Below are 18,931 nucleotides of genomic sequence, written 5' to 3' on the forward strand. Positions count from 1 at the left end.
AAAAGGGAGATCAAAATCATGGGGAAAATTTTCAAAAAGGGTTCATTGTTGGCTTTAGTATTGATTCTTCTGTTTTCAGTAGCGGCATGTTCAAACAGTGATGAAACAACAAGCAAGGACGAGAAGGACGAACCAGAAAAAGTGGAACTGGCCCAGGGTGTTACCGATGAGTCAGTAAAAATCGGTACCATTGGCGTCCAATCAGGTGCGTTAGCATTCATTGGCACTCCATACTTTGAAGGAATGGAAGCATATTTGAAAGCTGTAAATGATGAAGGTGGAGTAAATGGCAGGACCGTTGAGCTAATTAAGAAAGACGATGAATTCAAGCCGGATAAAGCTGTAAAGGCAATGGAAGAACTCGTTTATGATGATGAAGTTTTCGCTATTGTCGGCCAGCTTGGCACGCCAGGAGTCATGGCGACTGAAAGCATTGTCAAAGAGGAAGGGATCCCAGCCGTCTACTTCGGCTCCGGAGCAAAGCAGCTAACACAATCCGGGAAAAACTTCTTCCCTGTCCAGCCAAATTACTACTATGAAGGCAAGCTGATGGCTAAGTACGCAGTGGAAAAGTTCAGCGCTAAAAATGTTGTTGTCATTTATCAAAATGATGATGTGGGCCGCGATGGTGTTGAAGGTTTCGCGGAAGGCTTAAAGGCGCTTGGCCAGGAAGGCATCCTTAAAGAAGAAGGCAAATTGGCAATCAATGCCGCGGATACTGACTTCACAGTACCGGTCCAAAAAGCAAAGAGCCTTAACCCTGATGTCGTAATCGTCTACAGCCTTGCAGGCGCAACGACTGGTATTTTGAAAGAATTCGAGAAAGTGAACTTCAACGTCCCAATGATCACAACCTATTCAAACGCCGATGCATCCTTCCTTGCACTGGCAGCACCAGGAGCTCCGAATGTAATCAAGAACCTCTATGTCATGGGCTGGGTCAATGCCGATGCTGCAAAGCTTCAACCGCTGATGGACGCAATGGCAAAATACTTCCCTGAACAAAAGGTAATCAATGCTTACACAATGGCTGGCTGGGTTGCGGCCGAAACATTCATTGCAGGGCTGAAGGCGGCAGGGGATGACCTGTCATGGGAAGGCTTTGTTGAAGCAATGGACGGCATGACGTTCACGGAAGGCCTTGCTCCTGAAATCAGCTATGTGGATGGCAAGCGCGAAGGCGTAACCAAAATGGCACTGAGCAAAGTCGCCCAGGATGGATCAGGCAAATTTATCTTTACCCTGGATTCCGAGTTCACAGAATTCGAATAAATCTGTGCTGAAACTGGCCAGATGAACCAACCCGAACCGTAGGGCACCTAAATCGGTGATCTAAATTTTTAAAAGTAAGGGTTCCTAAATGCTCTTTCCCGGCATTTAGGAAACCCTTATTCAAATAGAGGATCAAATGTTGGATTTCTGAACAGTGTCCAAAAAATCGACAGGGCCAGAAAAAAGGGCAGTAGGGCTTTTTCAGAAATATATAAAGGCGATGGGAAAATGTCAGCTAAGAACATTCATACACTTTATCTAGCAGCGGGTAGAGCTTCAAGAGAAGGGGGATAGTGGTTATGCCAAAAGTACAAGCAAATGGAATTGAATTTTACTATGAAATACACGGAGAAGGTCCTGCCCTTGTCTTATTGGAGGGTCTCGGGTATGCAAGCTGGATGTGGAGACGGCAAGTAGAAGAGTTATCCAGCCATTTTAAGGTCGTTATCTTTGATAACCGGGGTGTAGGGCATACCGATAAGCCTGAAATGGAATACACGATCCAACTGTTTGCCGAGGACACTGCGGAGGTCCTCAAAGCTTTGAATATTGATAAAGCTCATATTTTAGGAGTTTCAATGGGAGGCTTCATCGCCCAGGAATTTGCCATCTCGTATCCCGAAATGGTTGATAAATTAATCCTTTGCTGCACCTCATTCGGAGGCGCTAACAGTATCCCGATCCCGAAGGAAACGCTGGAAATTATGCTCCGGGGTGCAAGCAAGGATGGGCCGCCTGAAAAAGCGAGATACGCTGTTTCCACCGCTTTAAACGAAGGGACCTTGAACGAAAACCAGGACATTCTTGATTTTATCCTGCAAGAGCAGAGAAATAATCCACAGCCAAAACAGGCATATCAGCGGCAGTTGTTTGCCGGTGCGTCCTTTAATAGTGAAAACAAGGTAGACACCATAGTCGCTGAAACGCTCATACTCGCAGGTCGAGGTGATCGAGTCGTACCTTTTGAAAATGCACAGCTTCTTCATGAAAAAATCGCCCATTCAAGAACAATCATCTTAGATGATGCGGGACATCTGTTTTTTATGGAGAAGCCCAAACAGACCAACCAATTAATCATAGATTTTTTGAAAGGTAACGTATCCAGCTTTCTAAAATGAACCAGGTGCTAAAAGCAGTCTGGATAACGATAGACAGGAGGCGTTAAGGATGACAGCCAACCATGTTGGAGTTGTCGGAACAGGCATCTATATCCCAGCCCATAAAATGACCGCGAAAGACATTGCTGACGCAACGAACGGCGTCTGGACGGAAGAGGCTATCACCCAAAAGTTGGGGATAAAAGAAAAGCGGGTTCCCGGCGAACATGACGGGACACAGGAAATGGGCGTCCGGGCTGGCCTGGATGCACTAAAGAACACCGGAATCGACCCGAAGGAAATAGATTTGGTCATCTCAATCGGAGAAGAGTGGAAGGAATACCCGCTCACCACTTCCGCCATTTACATCCAGGAAAAAATAGGTGCAGCCAATGCATGGGGCATCGATTTCCAGCAGCGCTGCTGTACAGCAGTCTCGGCCATGAAAATAGCAAAAGACATGATGCTTTCAGACGATGAAATTAATACCGTCATGATTGTCGGCGGCTACCGCAACGGCGATTTCGTCGATTACACCGACCGGGCGATGTCGATGATGTATAACCTATCAGCAGGAGCGGGAGCGATTATTTTAAAAAAGAACTTCGGACGCAACCTCCTATTAGGCTCGCATATTATGACAGACGGAACAATGGCGCGTGACGCCGGAGTGGAATTCGGCGGAACCGAAAAGCCGATTACCAGCGAAAATCTAAACGAAGCCTACAAATCTTTAAGGCTATTCGATGAAAAGCATATGAAGGATCGCTTGAACGAGGTTTCCATGCCTAACTGGCTGCACTGTATCGACCGGGCATTCAAAAAGTCGAAAGTGGCTAAAGAAGAGCTTGGCTACCTGGCAGTCCTTCATTTCAAATATTCCATGCACAAGTATCTGCTTGACCTGCTTGGCCTGACTGAAGACCAATCAATCTATTTAAGCGACTTTGGCCATATGGGCCAGGTGGATCAGATTCTTTCCCTACACTTGGCATTGGAGCAGGGCAAAGTAACTGACGGTACCTTGATTTCAATGATTTCAGCGGGAATTGGCTATGCCTGGGCAGCGAATGTCATTAAATGGGGGCCGATAGAAAATGAACACTGTGTCTAAACCGAATAAGTATCATGACCTTTATTTATCAAAAAAAATAACAGTTGAAAAAGCATTGAGCTTTGTCAAAACCGGGGACCATATCGTCTCGGCACTTGCGGCTGCAGAACCAAGGGATATGCTTTCCAAACTTCATACGATTTCTGAGGATGTTACCGATGTAAGAGTCTCGACGTGTTTGCCAATCCTTGAATATCCATACTTTTGCGACCCAGCCTATAAAAATCAATTTTTGATGGAGGGGTGGTTCTATATGCCTGCTGTAAGAAAAATGCACGAGGCAGGCACTGTTTCCTACATCCCAAACCATCTCCATTTTGCGGGTGTAAGGCGAAACGAACACCGCCATACCAACATTTTTATTGGCACCGCTTCACCGATGGATGAGCATGGCTATCTGTCCCTTTCCTTAAGTGCGACTTATGAAAAAGAAATCGCCCAAGTCGCGGACCTAGTGATTCTGGAGGTCAACCCGAAGATGCCACGGACCTTTGGCGACACAATCATTCATATTTCCGAAATCGACTTTTGTGTTGAAGCCGATTACGATATCCCACTTTTTCCATCATCAGAGCCAAATGAAAAAGACCGGATCATCGGCAGGCAGATTGCAGAATTGATTGAAGACGGCTCCACGATCCAGCTTGGCATCGGCGGCATCCCGAACGCCGTCTCAGCCGAGCTCATGAATAAAAAGGACCTCGGGATCCATACCGAAATGTTTACCGACGGAATGGTGGATTTATTTGAAGCGGGCGTCATAACCGGAAGGAAAAAAACATTGCAGCCAGGCAAGATGGTCGCAACCTTCGCTCTCGGCACGAAGAAGCTGTACGATTTTATCAACAACAATCCAGGGGTCGTCATTTTGAATGGAAGTTACGTAAATGATCCATATGTGATAGGACAGAACCATAAGATGGTTTCCATTAACACGACCATGGAAATAGACCTGACCGGCCAATGTTGCTCCGAATCGATCGGCCATCGCCAGTTCAGCGGTACCGGAGGCCAGGCGGACACAGCAATTGGAGCCCAGCTTTCAAAAGGTGGCAAGTCATTCATTGCCCTTTACTCAACTGCTAATATCAGAGTTCCTGGAAGCAGCGAGCGGAAAACGATTTCGAAAATAGTGCCTAGACTTACTCCTGGTGCCGTCGTTTCACTGTCCCGAAACGATGTCGACTACGTTGTAACCGAATACGGCGTTGCCCACCTAAAAGGCACCTCCATCAGGGAAAGGGTAGAAAAGCTGATAGCCATCGCCCACCCTGATTTCCGTGAGCAACTAAGGCGTGAAGCAAACGAATTAATGATTTGGTAAGTAGCCTAATGGATAAGAGAAAGGTTTTTACCATTCTCTTATTTTACATGGGAATTATGTGAAGTTTTGAACAAAATTAAAGGAAAGACCAACCAATGGGAATTCGAAATATGTTCAGCCTTTAATAAAAAATCACCCGGCTCTAGCCAAATGCGGCGGAGCGAGGGTGATTTTTTTGTGTTCCTAAGAGACCGGTTTTGCTTCTGATGGAGCGGCTGGTTTCCGTTCGTGAGGGACAACCAAATTTAGGATGAGCACCGCGATGGCGCCGACGGCCGTTCCGGATGAAAGGATGTAATTCGCAAAATCCGGTACGCTGTACAGGATTTCTTTCGGAAGAACCATGGTGCCTACCGTTAAAAGGATCGGAACCCCAATGACGATCATGTTTCGGTCATCAATTTCGACATTTTGGATGACCTTGAGCCCGTTCATGACGATGGCTACACATACGACCCCGAAAATTCCCTGGATGACGGGCTGGGGAACACAGGTGATGATCGCAGATAATTTAGGAACAAGCCCGAGTGCGATGAGGATGATTCCGGCGGCGATAATCGCCATCCTGCTCGCGACACCTGTGATGGCGATAATGCCGGCGTTGGATGAATACCCCGTCATTGGCGTTCCGCCGAAAAGGGAACCGACGAAGCAGCCAAGGCCTTCGCCAAAAGAAGCCTTGTTCAATCTCTTTTCATTTAATTCACTGCCCGTAACAGTAGAAACGACAAACCAGGTGCCGGTTGTTTCGATAAGGATGATCATATAAATAAAGACCATCGTCAGGATTGCCTGTAAGTCAAAAACCGGTTTCCCGAATGGGAAAAGGCTTGGGAAAGAAATCCACGCAGCATTTTTAACAGAAGAGAAATCGATGGTGCCAAAAAACGATGCTGTAATGGTTCCGGCGACAATCGCCAGGATAACGGAGACGAGGCGGAAAAAAGTTCCGTACCCCTTCGCTTTCCGTCCTAGAAGAATGCAAGTGACCAATACCGCGGCGGATACAAATGCAATCAAAACGTTGTGCCCGACATTTCCGGGAGAAGTATAAATGCTATTAAAAGCACTTGGCATTAACGAAATGCCTACGATGACAATGACCGTTCCGCCGACAAGAGGCGGGATGATTTTTTTGACAGCCTTCGCGAACCACTTTAATGGATATCCGAGAATCGCGATAATCAAGGCGCCTGGCAAAAGGCTTCCGAAAACAGCTCCCATTCCAAGCTTTCCGCCAATCGCGGCCAAAGCGCCGATCGGGACATAGGATGGACCCTGGACGACAGGAAGGCGCAGGCCGCCGATTGTCTGAATCAATGTCGCCAGTCCGGCTGCAAGAAAACACATTTGAATAAAGAAGGTTGTGTTCATTGAATCCAGTGAAAGCAATCCGGCAATAATAATTGGCGCGATGTACAGGTCCATTGCAAGTACGTGCTGCATGCCGAGCAGGAACGCCTTCCTCCAACTGATTTTTTCGTCAATCCCCACTGCAATGTTCGTGTTTTGGCTGTTTTGATCCACTGAGTAAAACTCCTTTATTATTATTATTTTGGTTTAATAGAACGATAGGTTTGGCAAATTGGTCATTCGATTAGTAGATTTGAAGTGTAATTTTTACTGTTATTTGCTCTTGAAGAATTCTCTGCTATCTACAAATTTGAAAATTATAGTTGAATTATAAATAAGGATTTACAAGAAGTAAACCCCTAAAAGCGTATAATTATATTTTTTCTAATAATAATGTTCGTGTTTTGTATTGACTTTAATTTTTTTCCTCATAAAATATAGATAGAGAGAATTTTATGGGAGTGATAAAAGTGATTGTGGAGGATAACGTTTTACGCAGCGACTGGATTGTAGCTTGTAAAATAGAAGATGTAAAAGAGAAGCCGCTACAGGTGATTGTCATGGGGGAGAGAGTGGTTCTTTTCCGGAATGAAGAAGGAATCCATGCTTTTAAGGATTTATGTATCCACCGTGGCGCAGCCTTGTCGCTTGGCTGCGTCAAAGATGGAAATCTTGTCTGCCCATATCATGGTTGGGAATACAACTCGGACGGTGCGTGTACAAAAATTCCCCAACTCCCAGAAGGAAGATCGATTCCTTTAAAGGCAAGAGCATTCAAATATGCCTGCAAGGAAGCGTATGGTTTTGTCTGGATTAATTTTAATAACAACAACCCGGAGTTCTTTTCCTACCCTCAATATAATGACCGTAGCTACCGCAATATCCTTTGGGGCCCGCAGCAGGTAAATGCGAAGCCGCCAAGGGTTGTCGAGAACTTCCTAGATGTCGGCCATCTGGCTTTCATCCATGAAGGCTTTCTTGGGGTGCAGGAGCATCCTGTTATCGGCGATTATGAAGTCCATACTGAAGGAAACAGGATCTTCTGTGATGAAATCGCGGTCTTCCAGCCGGATCCGGATGGCACGGGGGTGGCCAAGGATGTTTATTATACGTATGAAATTCTCGGTCCATTGACTGTCCTGTTCACCAAAAGGGACCCGGAAACGGACAACAAAATGACTATTTTGCTAACCATCCTTCCGGTTGACGAAAGCAAGTCCATTGCGTATGGAATCATGTCCTTTAACTATGAAACAGGCACAACCGACCAGGAAGTCATTGAGTTCCAGGACATGATTTTTGCCCAGGACAAGCCGATAGTGGAGAACCAGAAGCCGGAGGACCTTCCGCTTGATCTGCAGGCTGAGCTGTCATTGAAATGCGACCGGATGAGCATTGCCTACAGACAATATTTGAAGAGAGTTGGCGTAACGCTGGGGACTGACTAAACTGGCGGCCGTACTAATTGTTTGAAAGACAGGAACTTACCCCGTTCCTGTCTTTTTTATATTAAAAAATACCTGGTATTCCTTTTCGGATTACCAGGTACTTCGTATCATACCTTTATTTCATAGTATTAATAATCAAGCCAATATGGGTAAAATAGTTCATTGCCCCGAACAGGATAAAGACAACCCCGGCTATCGTCCAACAGTATTTTACAACTGAGCGTATCGCTGGATTGGCACTATCTTTTAACATAAACGGCAGGAGGATGGCCCCTATGCCGGTGATACCGATCAGCCCTGACATAAAGATTGCTTCCACCCAAGGATAATTCGCGAATGTTCCCGAAATAGGCTCTTCAGGAGGAGCGGCAAATAATTGGAAACCAATTCCGGCGCAAGCGATGGAGATCAGCGCGAGGCCCATGGCCGCGGCAAAATAAGAAAGAGGTTTAATCGCGTAAGGGAGCTCCCTGAGCAATAATTCAGATATTGCTTTGGAATCATTTAAATCAATATTCTGGCGGATATACTGGTTGGATTTCCTCCATAATAGGATTGCTGCGGCCAGCAGCATGACCCCGAACGCCAGTGATGGTTCCCCGAAAATAATGTCATCGAACGGAAATCCTATTTTCGATAATGGCCAAGTTAATATCATATGGGCTCCAGTCAGCGTCAGGATAAAGCCTGGAATCGCAAATCCCATTGCCCATCCCTCTAATTGCCTAATTTTCCGCCGGGAAAGATGGGACCCAAAACGAATCAAAAGCAGCAGGCCGACTCCTGTTGAAATAGACATGATGGTGTTGTAAACCTGTGTGACAGACCAGTCAATAACCATAAACAAACTCCTTTCATGCTATTGTAAAATATCATTTTGGTTCATTGTGAAAAATAAAAAGATTAGTTTCTATAAATCTGTTTCCTGAAAAATTACAGTAACCCTGAATTTGAGAAGCGGAACTTAAATGAGTTCTAGTTGTTAATAATCATAATTCCATCAAAATGTGGAAAATATACTTGTTTTATAAAAATAGGTTTTTGGTTAAGGGGGATCACTTGAATCGTTCAGGTGAAATAAAAATCTAATTGTGCAAACGAATAAAAACGGTTGGAGGGATGGGCGCGAAGGAGGTTAGCCAAAAAGTCCCGGTTTCCAGGTAACATTCCTTACCCTCCCTTTATTATTTTGAAAATTTTGTCTGAAAGGGGGTGCTTTATTCCTGCAAGATGCACAAGGGATGAAAGGCTTGTCTCATAGATGGGTCCAAGGTGGTATAGACAGCTAGTTGTTAGATTAGCTAAGCTGAGTATATTAATGAAAGCCTTTTCATTCTTGGGAGGGAACATGATGAAAAAACCGATTACAATCACGTTGGCCGCCGTTCTCAGCTGCGGCGCGCTAATTCCGCTAACCAGCGCGGAAGCAAATCAGGTTCCGCGAATGTCAGAAGAGAAAAATACGGTAAAAGCCGCCGGTGAGAATATTCACCCAGTTTTTACCTGGGGCAACCCGGGTCCGCTTTCACCAACCCTCCATAAAGGCTCAATCAAGGGAGCGGGAATGATTCAAGAGCCGTTGGACGGAATTGATGCCCAATTGAACAAATTCATTTCCGAAGGGGCGATGCCTGGGGCGGTGGCGTTTGCCGCGCGCAGCGGCCACATTGTAAAGCATGATGCCTATGGATATGCCTACCGGTATGAGGACGATCAATTCACGGAGTCTGGAAATCCAATTAAGATGCGGGAAGATACGATTTTTGATCTTGCTTCAATCAGTAAAATTTTTACGACAACGGCGGCAATGATCCTTTATGACCGAGGGCAGTTCGGCCTTGATGATAAGGTTGCGGAGTATATCCCTGAATTTGCGGCCAATGGAAAGGGAAACGTAACGATTCGCCAGCTGATGACCCATACTTCGGGGTTCGCCGCATGGATTCCCCTTTACACAAAAGGGAACAGCCGCGAAGACAGGATCAAGCTCGTTTTGAATGAGCCGTTAAGCAATCCTCCCGGCAGCAAGTATACATACAGTGATTTGAACATGATAACACTCGGGGTTTTAATCGAACGGCTATCAGGAAAGCGGCAGGATGAATTTGTCAAAGAGTATATTACGGAACCATTGGAAATGAAGGATACAATGTACAACCCGCCGGCCGCTTTAAAAGACAGGATTGCGGCAACAGAGTACCAGCCGTGGACGAACAGGGGGATTGTTTGGGGCGAAGTCCATGATGAAAATGCATGGGCTCTTGACGGGGTAGCCGGGCACGCGGGGGTCTTTTCGACCGCTGAGGATTTGGCGAAACTGGCCCACATGTATTTGAATGACGGCCGCTATGGGGGCAAGCAAATCCTTAGGGCCGAAACAGTCAGGATGCTTGTGGAAAACCAGATTCCCGAATTTCCGGGGAACGACCATGGACTGGGATGGGAAATCGCCCAGGGATGGTTCATGGATGCCCTTGCGGATGAATCCGCGCTTGGGCATACAGGCTACACGGGAACTTCTATCGTTGTGAACAGGGCTAATGATACAATCGCGATTTTACTTACCAACAGGGTGCATCCGACCCGGAATACGGTTACAACCAATACCGCTAGGAGAGCATTTGCGAGGCAGGTTGCGGACGCCATCCCTGTTTCGATTCCCGATGGACAGGCATGGTTCGCAGGCTACGGCGATAAACTGCAGCGTACTCTAACGGCTGCGGTGGAATTAACCCAGCCAGCAAGGCTTACTTTTAATACATGGCACCGAATAGAAAAGGATTCGGATTATGGCTATCTAGAATGGTCCATGGACGGCTTGAACTGGACGAAGGCAAAGCGATTTACAGGCAACAGCGATGGCTGGATCGATGTTGAGGCGCACCTGCCGGAAATCGCCAAATTTGTCCGTTTCAGATATGAAACCGATAGCACGGTGAACGGCCGCGGCTGGTATGTCGATAACATCAAGCTTGAAGGTGCGGATGGCAAGAGTGTAGAGCCAATTTTTAAAGGAGATGGCTGGGAACAGAGAATCTATTAGGGTAGTAATTGGTAGGATGAAATAAATTTTAAAACAGGGGTGATTGTTTTGAAAAAATGGCTTTCAGCGGTGGTTACCGTAATCCTGATCCTGTCTTCCTTAACAGTGGCGTTGGCAAACCATGACAAAGGCAAGGGGAAAAGCCAGGATCATAAAAAGTTCATGGTTGGCGCCGAGGCGCTCTTGAAGGAGCATAAGGACTTAATTAAAGGCAAGCGGGTCGGACTGATTACGAATCCGACCGGGGTCGACCAAAATCTTGTCAGTATTGTTGACTTGCTTTTCAATGACCCGGATGTGCAGCTGACGGCATTGTACGGCCCTGAGCACGGGGTGCGGGGAAGCGCCCAGGCCGGCCAGTACGTGGAATATTATATCGATGAAAAAACGAAACTGCCTGTTTACAGCCTGTACGGAAAAACGAAGAAACCAACTCCGGAAATGCTTAAGGATGTTGACGTCCTCCTGTTCGATATCCAGGATGTAGGGACAAGATTCTATACGTATATCTATACGATGGCCTATGCGATGGAAGCCGCGAAGGAAAATAATATTCCGTTCATCGTCCTCGACCGCCCGAACCCGCTTGGCGGGACTAAAGTTGAAGGGCCGGTGCTTGATGCATCGAAGTATACTTCCTTTGTCGGAAACTATCCGATTCCGCTCAGGCATGGGATGACCGTTGGTGAGCTAGCGATGATGTTCAACAAAGAATTCAACATCGGGGCGGATTTAACGGTTGTCGAGATGAACGGCTGGAAGCGCAACATGTATTTTGATGAAACCCCTCTTGAATTTGTGATGCCATCCCCGAATATGCCGACATTGGAAACCGCATTGGTTTACCCGGGCGCGGCATTGATTGAAGGGACCAATGTATCGGAAGGGCGAGGGACAACGAAGCCGTTCGAGCTGATCGGCGCTCCATTTATTAACGCCGATGACCTCGCTGCGAAACTGAACGCCTTAAATCTGCCTGGAGTGAAGTTCAGGGCAGCGTCGTTCATTCCGACGTTCTCGAAGCATTCCGGGGTTCTCTCCCATGGAATCCAAATCCATATCACTGACCGTGATTCATTCAAACCGGTTGAAACAGGCCTTCATATTGTGAAGGCGATCCATGATCTGTATCCAAACGACTTCCAATTCCGCGCGCCGGACAGCAAAGGCATTTCGTTCTTCGATCTATTGATCGGAAACGGCAGGGTAAGGGATGCGATTGAAAGCGGGAAGTCCGTCGATGAAATGAAGGCCCAGTGGGAAGGCGGGCTTGAACAATTCAAACAGGTCAGGGAGAACTATCTGCTCTACTAACTTTTTGGAAAAATCGCCGTTCCGGCTGGGGCGGCGATTTTTTCCGCCCGAATTTTAAGAGAAACACATAGCCGGAATACCTAAGGCCGTTTCTTGGGATAGTAAAAATAAAACGGAAGGAGGCGGTACAAGTGGATAAGGAAAATAAGCAGGATGGCAGGCTTCCGGATAAATCGAAAGCGGGCATGATCCATGTAGGCTATCGATTTACGAATGAAAAGGAAGACAATGCCCAGCAGGACGGCTTTCGCTATGACTATGATGACTCATCCGATTTAGAGTAAGTGCAAAATTGGCGTCTTTTTGGGAAAGAAAGGGTATAATGAAACATCTTGTTATTTGTACGAAGACTATGGATTGGGAAAGGAGATTCCATGGGAAACGAAATAGGCTGGAATTTTAACAACAGTTATATAAGGCTTCCGAAGCCATTTTATACGATGCTGGACCCGGATCCGGTCCGTGCTCCGAAGCTCGCGGTCCTTAATGGTCCGCTTGCGGAATCGCTCGGGCTTGATGCGAAGCAGTTGTCTGCGGACGAAGGCGTTGGGGTTTTGGCGGGGAACCGGGTGCCTGAGGGTGCGGTTCCATTGGCCCAGGCATACGCGGGCCATCAGTTCGGCCATTTTACAATGCTCGGGGACGGGCGGGCTATCCTCCTCGGAGAGCATATCAGCCCCGATGGAAAAAGGTTTGATATCCAGCTGAAAGGCCCGGGCAGGACGCCTTATTCGCGCGGGGGAGATGGACGCGCCGCGCTTGGCCCGATGCTTAGGGAATACATCATCAGTGAAGCGATGCATGCGCTTGGCATCCCGACGACCCGCAGCCTGGCGGTTGTTGAAACAGGGGAACCGGTATACCGTGAGACCGAGCTGCCCGGTGCGATCCTCACGCGTGTGGCGGCGAGCCACCTCCGCGTCGGCACGTTCCAATATGCTGCCGGTATGGGCGAAATCGCTGAACTGCGGGCCCTTGCCGATTATGCGATTAAGAGGCATTATCCGGAAGTGGAATCAGACGGGAATAAGTATTTTTCACTGCTGACGAAAGTCATAAAGCGGCAGGCCAAGCTGATTTCCCAATGGCAGCTTGCCGGATTCATCCATGGGGTCATGAATACCGACAACATGACGATAAGCGGCGAGACGATTGACTATGGCCCGTGCGCATTCATGGATGTGTACGACCCGGCGACTGTGTTCAGCTCAATCGACAGGGAGGGCCGCTACGCCTATGGCAATCAGCCGTATATCGGGGCATGGAATCTCGCCCGTTTCGCCGAAACGCTTTTGCCGCTTCTTCATGAAGACGAGGAGGAGGCTCTTAAAATGGCCAATGAGGCCATTTCCGGTTTTGCGAAACAGTTCCAATCGTATTGGCTGGACGGTATGAGGGCAAAGCTTGGCCTAACCGACGAGGAGGCCGAGGATGAAACACTTATAAGCGACCTTCTCAATTTAGTGGAAAAATACCGTGCTGATTATACAAATACGTTCCGTGCTTTAACCTTCGACAAGCTGGAGGATACCGTCTTTCATGGAAAAGAAGAGTTTGAAAAATGGCATGCGCGGTGGCAGGAGCGGCTTGGAAGGCAAAAGGATCCGAAGGAAGTTTCCCTTGAGTTGATGAGGCGAAGCAATCCCGCGGTTATCCCAAGAAACCATCGGGTGGAAGAGGCGCTTGATGCGGCTGTAAAGAATGGTGATTACAGCGTGATGGAAAGGCTCCTCACAGCTTTGTCGGATCCATACGCCCACTCTCCGGAGCATGAAGAGTACTGCACACTTCCTGAAGCTGCGGGACGCCCTTACAGGACTTTTTGCGGAACATAATAAAAAATCGTATACGAACATAAGAAAAGGGCTCCATTATAAATTGGTTGCCTTTTTCTATTGAGTGTAATAGATTATCTACGTATATAAAGGAAGCAGTTCTAGGCTTAGGAAATGGAAGGCTGGGAGATAGGATGGAAGCGCTTGTTCATGGGATTGTTTTGGCATTTGGCTTGATTTTGCCATTAGGGGTGCAAAATGTTTTTGTTTTTAATCAAGGGGCTGCACATAGGAAGTTCTCAGGGGCCGTTCCTGCGGTTGTAACAGCGGGGATATGCGACACGCTTTTGATTACAATGGCGGTTGCGGGCGTATCGGTGATAGTCTTCAATTTTGAGTGGATCCGGAATTTACTTTTTATAGTTGGATTCTTGTTTCTCGCGTATATGGGCTGGTCCATTTGGAAATCGGCGGGCGATACGGTCCGGGATGGACAGCAGGCATCGTTTTCCGCGAGGAGGCAAGTCATGTTCGCCGCATCCGTCTCGCTCCTCAATCCTCATGCGATTATGGACACAATAGGGGTAATCGGAACGGCATCGCTCGTTTATGCAGGGTCGGATAAATGGCTATTCGCATTGGCTTGCGTAGGTGTTTCATGGATTTGGTTTTTTGGGCTGGCTGTCGCGGGCAGAAGAATTGGACAGATTGGCGGGAAAGGACCTTTACTGAAGCTGCTTAACCAGGCTTCGGCTCTCATCGTTTGGGGAATGGCGCTGTATATGGGGTATCAGATACTCTCACTCTTTTAAAATCGGAATGAGTGTAGTCGTTTTATATGGGTTTTTTTGAGTCTTTTCCTTGTGGAGAAGGCTTTTCTATTATGGAGAAAGTGTCCTTTGCCCAATAAAACATTCACAACTTTTGTAAAAAATAGAAAGAATATTGAATTTTTGCCTGCCTCATGTATAATTGTTCCGAATGAATCGTGGAGATTTGTCGAAAATCCGCAAGATTTGCGAGAATGCCAAGACTCATAACTTTAATTATAAAATTTGTATGCCCGGGAAAAGGAGGCTGCCATGAATAGTTCCGTAATTATTCAATTTGAGAATGTAACAAAGCAATACGATCAAGACCGCCCGGTTCTGGACAATGTTAGCTTTGAGATTGAGAGAGGGAAGTTTTACACACTGCTGGGCCCATCGGGTTGCGGGAAGACAACCATTCTGAGGTTGATTGCCGGATTTACGGAGGCATCCTCCGGTGATATTTATTTTAACGGAAAGAGAATCAACACCCTTCCAGCCAATAAGCGCCAGGTGAACACGGTTTTTCAGGATTATGCGCTGTTCCCTCATTTAAGTGTGTATGAAAATGTCGCGTTTGGCCTCAGGATTAAGAAAATGAAGGAAGCCGATATTAAAGTGAAGGTAAAGGAAGCCCTTCAGTTTGTAAACCTTGTTGGCTATGAAAACAGGGAAATTACTGAAATGTCCGGCGGCCAGCGCCAGCGTGTCGCGATTGCCAGGGCCATTGTCAATGAGCCAGAGGTCATCCTTCTCGATGAGCCGCTATCCGCGCTGGATTTGAAGCTTCGCACAGAGATGCAATATGAATTGCGCGAGCTCCAGAGGAGGCTTGGCATCACGTTCATTTTTGTCACGCACGACCAGGAAGAGGCGCTCGCGATGTCGGATGAGATTTTTGTCATCAATGAAGGGAAAATCCAGCAGAGCGGAAGCCCGACTGATATTTATGACGAGCCAATCAACCGGTTTGTCGCCGATTTTATTGGAGAATCCAATATTGTCAAAGGGACAATGGTTCGTGATTACCTTGTTGAATTTACAGGCAAGCAGTTCGAGTGCGTCGACCAGGGGCTAAATCCGAATGAGCCGGTTGAAATTGTCATCCGTCCCGAGGATTTGGAAATTACATCGCTTGAAAAGGGCAAGCTTCAAGTGCAGGTTGATTCCCAACTTTTCCGAGGCGTCCATTATGAATTGAGCTGCTATGATAATGCCGGTAACGAGTGGCTTGTCCATTCGACGAAAAAGGCGGCCGTTGGCGACCAGATCGGCTTGTATTTTGAGCCGGAAGCAATCCACGTTATGCGATTGGGCGAAACGGAAGAAGAATTTGACCGGCGGTTGGAAGCGTATAAGGATGGGGAAGGCGAATGAATCGGAACCTGACGCGCCAGCTGTATATGCTGCCCTATGCACTTTGGATGGTTTTCTTTGTCATTGTCCCAATTTTGCTCGTAGTCTACTATTCATTTCTGGATATTGACGGCCAATTTTCACTGGCGAATTACCAAAGATTCTTTACGCCGGTCTATTTGAAGATGACCTTCAGTTCCTTTTGGTATGCGTTTTTGATTACGTTGTTTTCCTTGCTTGTCGCTTATCCGACCGCGCTGCTGTTGACGAAAACGAGGCACAAGCACCTTTGGCTGTTGCTCATTATTGTCCCGTCCTGGATCAATCTGCTTTTGAAGGCGTATGCGTTCCTGGGCATTTTCGGTACTTACGGGGCGGCCAACCAGTTCCTTGAGGCAATCGGGATTGGTTCAAAACAAATCTTGTTTACCGATTTCAGCTTTATTTTTGTTTCGGTTTATATTTTCATCCCATTTATGATAATGCCAATCTTCAACTCGCTGAATGAATTGAATCCGGTTCTGATTGATGCGGCGAAAGATCTCGGCGCATCGAAGTGGACCACTTTCAGCCGTGTTATTTTCCCTCTCACGATTGAAGGGGTAAAATCGGGTTGCCAGGTAGTCTTTATTCCTGCCCTTTCCCTGTTCATGTTGACAAGGCTTATCGCGGGCAACAGGGTCATCACGCTCGGAACGGCGATTGAGCAGAACTTCTTGGTCACCCAGGACTGGGGAATGGGTTCGACAATTGCTGTGTTTTTAATAATTGCGATGTTTGCCATTATGGCGATGACAGGCATCCGAAAGCGGGGTGTTTCACGTGGATAAAAGTCTATCCCCACTCTCAAAGCTGTTTTTGGTCCTGATATTCTTTATCCTGTATGCACCTATTTTCTTCCTGATCCTGTACTCTTTTAACAGTGGGGGGAAAATGTTCGGCTTTGAAGGGTTTACCCTTGATTGGTACAAGGAATTGTTCAGCGATACACGCCTGTTGATCATTGTTCTGAATACACTCGTCGTGGCGCTGCTTTCCGCGCTAATTGCTACGATTATCGGTGTCGGCGGTGCCCTTGGAATTCACTACATGAGAAAGCGGTCGACAAAAAACACGTTATTGTCGCTTAATAATGTATTGATTGTCAGCCCTGACGTCATTATCGGGGCATCGTTCCTGATTTTATTTACCGTTTCCGGTTATAAGCTCGGGTTTTACTCGGTGCTGCTGTCCCATATCGCGTTCAGCGTACCTATCGTCGTCCTGATGGTCCTCCCGAAATTGACCGAGATGAGCCCTACCCTTGTCGATGTTGCCAGGGACCTGGGCGCAAACAGCTGGGACGTGCTGACGAAGGTCATTTTGCCATACTTGTCGCCAGGAATCATGGCGGGTTTCTTCATGGCCTTGACATACTCTTTAGATGACTTCGCTGTGACGTTCTTTGTAACAGGGAATGGATTCAGTACACTTTCAGTTGAAATTTATTCACTCGCGCGCCGCGGCGTCTCCTTGAATATCAATGCCCTTTCGACGCTGCTGTTCTTTTTCACCGTCATCCTTGTGGTGGTTTACTACTTTATCACACAGCGGCAAAAGCCGGCGGGAATGGGGGTCCGTAAATGAAACAGCTCATGCGTTTATTTATCGCGATCGTTCTAGCTTCGGCCGTTTTGCTCGGGATTATCTCAAAACTCAATGCGACTAAAGGGTATTCGGGCGGCAACACATTGACGATTTACAACTGGGGGGATTACCTTGACCCGGATTTAATCAAGCGGTTTGAAAAAGAAACCGGCATCAGCGTTGTGTACGAAACATTTGACTCGAACGAAGCGATGATGACAAAAATCAAGCAGGGCGGAACAGCCTACGATATCGCTGTTCCATCGGAATATATGATCGACAAGATGCGGGAGGAGAATTTGCTCATCCCCCTCGATCATTCTAAGCTTCTGAACCTGAAAAATATCGATCCGCGTTTCATGGATTTGCCGTTCGATCCCGAAAATAAGTATTCCGTGCCTTATTTCTGGGGAACGGTTGGGGTTGTCTATAATCCGGAAATGCTCGGTGGGAAACAGATCACCAGCTGGAACGATCTATGGGATCCGGACTTGAAAAATGAAATTCTCCTGATCGATGGCGCCCGTGAGGCGATGGGCATGGGGCTGAATAGCCTTGGCTACTCGCTGAACGATACGGATAAAAACCACCTCCGCCAGGCAAAGGCCAAACTTGATTCACTGACGCCGAATATCAAGGCAATCGTCGGCGATGAAATCAAGATGCTGTTGGAGAATGAAGAAGCCGCAATCGGGATTGTTTGGTCCGGGGTGGCTGCCGACATTATGGGGGAAAACGAAGACATTGAATATGTCGTCCCAAGTGAAGGATCGAATCTATGGTTCGATAACATGGTCATCCCGAAGACGGCGAAAAACGTAGAAGCAGCCCATAAGTTCCTCAATTTCATACTTGATGCCAAAATCGCCGCCCAGAATACGGAATGGGTATATTATTCAACACCGAACAAGGAAGCCCTGCAGTATATGCCGGAGGAAATGACGTCCGACGAACGCTTCTACCCATCCGAAGAACTGACAGAAAAGCTAGAGGTCTATGAAAACCTCGGCCCGCGGAACCTGGCCTATTACAACCAGCTCTTCCTCGAATTTAAAATGCACAGAAAATAAATTGTTAAGGCACCCACATAGGGTGCCTTTCTTTATATAAAGTTAAAATGCTTTTAGTGCCAGAAATGCGAACAGTGCCTGTCACTCCCCGAATTTTCTTGTTTCACGATGTTCCACAGCAGATTTTTGTGCTGAGAAGGTCTTTTCTTCCCAGGAACAACTACTAACTCTCGTAAAATTAACTAATTCCTGGAGTAATCGAAGGGCCGGCGGTTGCAGAGGCCTCTGAAAAGTTGTCAGGGAAGCTGGATGCGGAAAACCAAAATAAGTGATTGAAGCATATACGATTCAGTATAGAACCATCCCGTTTAAAAAAAATGGATGGTTTTT

The 18,931-nt window shown here is 47.0% G+C and carries 16 protein-coding genes; 14 read left to right on the plus strand and 2 right to left on the minus strand.

What is annotated here, in order from left to right; all coding sequences use genetic code 11:
• Positions 1 to 18: 18 nt before the first annotated feature.
• The 4 genes from DRW41_RS11560 (at position 19) to DRW41_RS11575 (ending at position 4,807) form a co-directional block, all read left to right on the plus strand.
• On the plus strand, positions 19 to 1,272 hold the full coding sequence (locus tag DRW41_RS11560; protein WP_115452161.1) for an ABC transporter substrate-binding protein: 1,254 nt from the start codon (positions 19 to 21) through the stop codon (positions 1,270 to 1,272).
• 299 nt (positions 1,273 to 1,571) lie between these two features.
• Positions 1,572 to 2,390, plus strand: coding sequence for an alpha/beta fold hydrolase (locus tag DRW41_RS11565; RefSeq protein WP_115452162.1), 819 nt, complete (start codon positions 1,572 to 1,574; stop codon positions 2,388 to 2,390).
• Between the two features lie 49 nt (positions 2,391 to 2,439).
• Entirely contained in the window at positions 2,440 to 3,483 is a 1,044-nt protein-coding gene (locus DRW41_RS11570) for a 3-oxoacyl-ACP synthase (RefSeq protein ID WP_115452163.1), read from the plus strand.
• Positions 3,467 to 4,807: an acetyl-CoA hydrolase/transferase family protein gene (locus DRW41_RS11575; RefSeq protein WP_115452164.1), complete on the plus strand. Its 1,341-nt coding sequence runs from the start codon at positions 3,467 to 3,469 to the stop codon at positions 4,805 to 4,807. The genes DRW41_RS11570 and DRW41_RS11575 overlap by 17 nt, the downstream gene beginning before the upstream one ends.
• Before the next feature lie 183 nt (positions 4,808 to 4,990).
• Here the strand turns inward: DRW41_RS11575 and DRW41_RS11580 are convergent, their stop codons facing one another.
• Positions 4,991 to 6,334: a uracil-xanthine permease family protein gene (locus DRW41_RS11580; RefSeq protein ID WP_115452165.1), complete on the minus strand. Its 1,344-nt coding sequence runs from the start codon at positions 6,332 to 6,334 to the stop codon at positions 4,991 to 4,993.
• Positions 6,335 to 6,630: 296 nt separating this feature from the next.
• Here DRW41_RS11580 and DRW41_RS11585 point away from each other — a divergent pair, with 296 nt between their 5' ends.
• Positions 6,631 to 7,608, plus strand: coding sequence for a Rieske 2Fe-2S domain-containing protein (locus DRW41_RS11585; protein ID WP_115452300.1), 978 nt, complete (start codon positions 6,631 to 6,633; stop codon positions 7,606 to 7,608).
• 115 nt (positions 7,609 to 7,723) lie between these two features.
• On the opposite strand, the gene DRW41_RS11590 is transcribed toward DRW41_RS11585, so the two are convergent.
• Positions 7,724 to 8,449: a DUF981 domain-containing protein gene (locus DRW41_RS11590; RefSeq protein WP_115452166.1), complete on the minus strand. Its 726-nt coding sequence runs from the start codon at positions 8,447 to 8,449 to the stop codon at positions 7,724 to 7,726.
• A gap of 507 nt (positions 8,450 to 8,956) precedes the next feature.
• Here DRW41_RS11590 and DRW41_RS11595 point away from each other — a divergent pair.
• The 9 genes from DRW41_RS11595 (at position 8,957) to DRW41_RS11630 (ending at position 18,601) form a co-directional block, all read left to right on the plus strand.
• Positions 8,957 to 10,651 (plus strand): serine hydrolase domain-containing protein, encoded by a 1,695-nt coding sequence (locus DRW41_RS11595; protein ID WP_115452167.1) that lies wholly within the window; start codon positions 8,957 to 8,959, stop codon positions 10,649 to 10,651.
• 48 nt (positions 10,652 to 10,699) lie between these two features.
• The gene (locus DRW41_RS11600) at positions 10,700 to 11,965 is read left to right on the plus strand and encodes an exo-beta-N-acetylmuramidase NamZ family protein (protein WP_115452168.1); all 1,266 of its coding nucleotides are present in this window, start codon (positions 10,700 to 10,702) and stop codon (positions 11,963 to 11,965) included.
• A 131-nt stretch (positions 11,966 to 12,096) separates the two neighbouring features.
• Entirely contained in the window at positions 12,097 to 12,249 is a 153-nt protein-coding gene (locus tag DRW41_RS22980; protein WP_181884518.1) for a hypothetical protein, read from the plus strand.
• Between the two features lie 90 nt (positions 12,250 to 12,339).
• Positions 12,340 to 13,800 (plus strand): protein adenylyltransferase SelO, encoded by a 1,461-nt coding sequence (locus DRW41_RS11605; RefSeq protein ID WP_115452169.1) that lies wholly within the window; start codon positions 12,340 to 12,342, stop codon positions 13,798 to 13,800.
• 134 nt (positions 13,801 to 13,934) lie between these two features.
• Positions 13,935 to 14,552, plus strand: coding sequence for a LysE/ArgO family amino acid transporter (locus tag DRW41_RS11610; protein WP_115452170.1), 618 nt, complete (start codon positions 13,935 to 13,937; stop codon positions 14,550 to 14,552).
• A 270-nt stretch (positions 14,553 to 14,822) separates the two neighbouring features.
• Positions 14,823 to 15,926, plus strand: coding sequence for an ABC transporter ATP-binding protein (locus tag DRW41_RS11615; RefSeq protein ID WP_115452171.1), 1,104 nt, complete (start codon positions 14,823 to 14,825; stop codon positions 15,924 to 15,926).
• Positions 15,923 to 16,735, plus strand: a complete 813-nt coding sequence (locus tag DRW41_RS11620; RefSeq protein WP_115452172.1) for an ABC transporter permease — start codon at positions 15,923 to 15,925, stop codon at positions 16,733 to 16,735. Before DRW41_RS11615 ends, DRW41_RS11620 begins: the two co-directional genes overlap by 4 nt.
• Entirely contained in the window at positions 16,728 to 17,531 is an 804-nt protein-coding gene (locus tag DRW41_RS11625) for an ABC transporter permease (RefSeq protein WP_115452173.1), read from the plus strand. The genes DRW41_RS11620 and DRW41_RS11625 overlap by 8 nt, the downstream gene beginning before the upstream one ends.
• Complete coding sequence (locus DRW41_RS11630; RefSeq protein ID WP_115452174.1) at positions 17,528 to 18,601, plus strand: ABC transporter substrate-binding protein; 1,074 nt, start codon at positions 17,528 to 17,530, stop codon at positions 18,599 to 18,601. Before DRW41_RS11625 ends, DRW41_RS11630 begins: the two co-directional genes overlap by 4 nt.
• The last annotated feature ends 330 nt before the right edge of the window (positions 18,602 to 18,931 follow it).

Source organism: Neobacillus piezotolerans (assembly GCF_003362805.1).
In the GTDB taxonomy this organism is placed as follows: Bacteria; Bacillota; Bacilli; order Bacillales; family Cytobacillaceae; genus Bacillus_D; species Bacillus_D piezotolerans.

Coding starts and splice junctions, on each gene's coding strand:
- DRW41_RS11615 (WP_115452171.1), top strand. CDS start 14,823: ATGAATAGTTCCGTAATTATTCAATTTGAGAATGTAACAAAGCAATAC.
- DRW41_RS11560 (WP_115452161.1), top strand. CDS start 19: ATGGGGAAAATTTTCAAAAAGGGTTCATTGTTGGCTTTAGTATTGATT.
- DRW41_RS11595 (WP_115452167.1), top strand. CDS start 8,957: ATGATGAAAAAACCGATTACAATCACGTTGGCCGCCGTTCTCAGCTGC.
- DRW41_RS11570 (WP_115452163.1), top strand. CDS start 2,440: ATGACAGCCAACCATGTTGGAGTTGTCGGAACAGGCATCTATATCCCA.
- DRW41_RS11610 (WP_115452170.1), top strand. CDS start 13,935: ATGGAAGCGCTTGTTCATGGGATTGTTTTGGCATTTGGCTTGATTTTG.
- DRW41_RS11605 (WP_115452169.1), top strand. CDS start 12,340: ATGGGAAACGAAATAGGCTGGAATTTTAACAACAGTTATATAAGGCTT.
- DRW41_RS11630 (WP_115452174.1), top strand. CDS start 17,528: ATGAAACAGCTCATGCGTTTATTTATCGCGATCGTTCTAGCTTCGGCC.
- DRW41_RS11575 (WP_115452164.1), top strand. CDS start 3,467: ATGAACACTGTGTCTAAACCGAATAAGTATCATGACCTTTATTTATCA.
- DRW41_RS11590 (WP_115452166.1), bottom strand. CDS start 8,449: ATGGTTATTGACTGGTCTGTCACACAGGTTTACAACACCATCATGTCT.
- DRW41_RS11620 (WP_115452172.1), top strand. CDS start 15,923: ATGAATCGGAACCTGACGCGCCAGCTGTATATGCTGCCCTATGCACTT.
- DRW41_RS11565 (WP_115452162.1), top strand. CDS start 1,572: ATGCCAAAAGTACAAGCAAATGGAATTGAATTTTACTATGAAATACAC.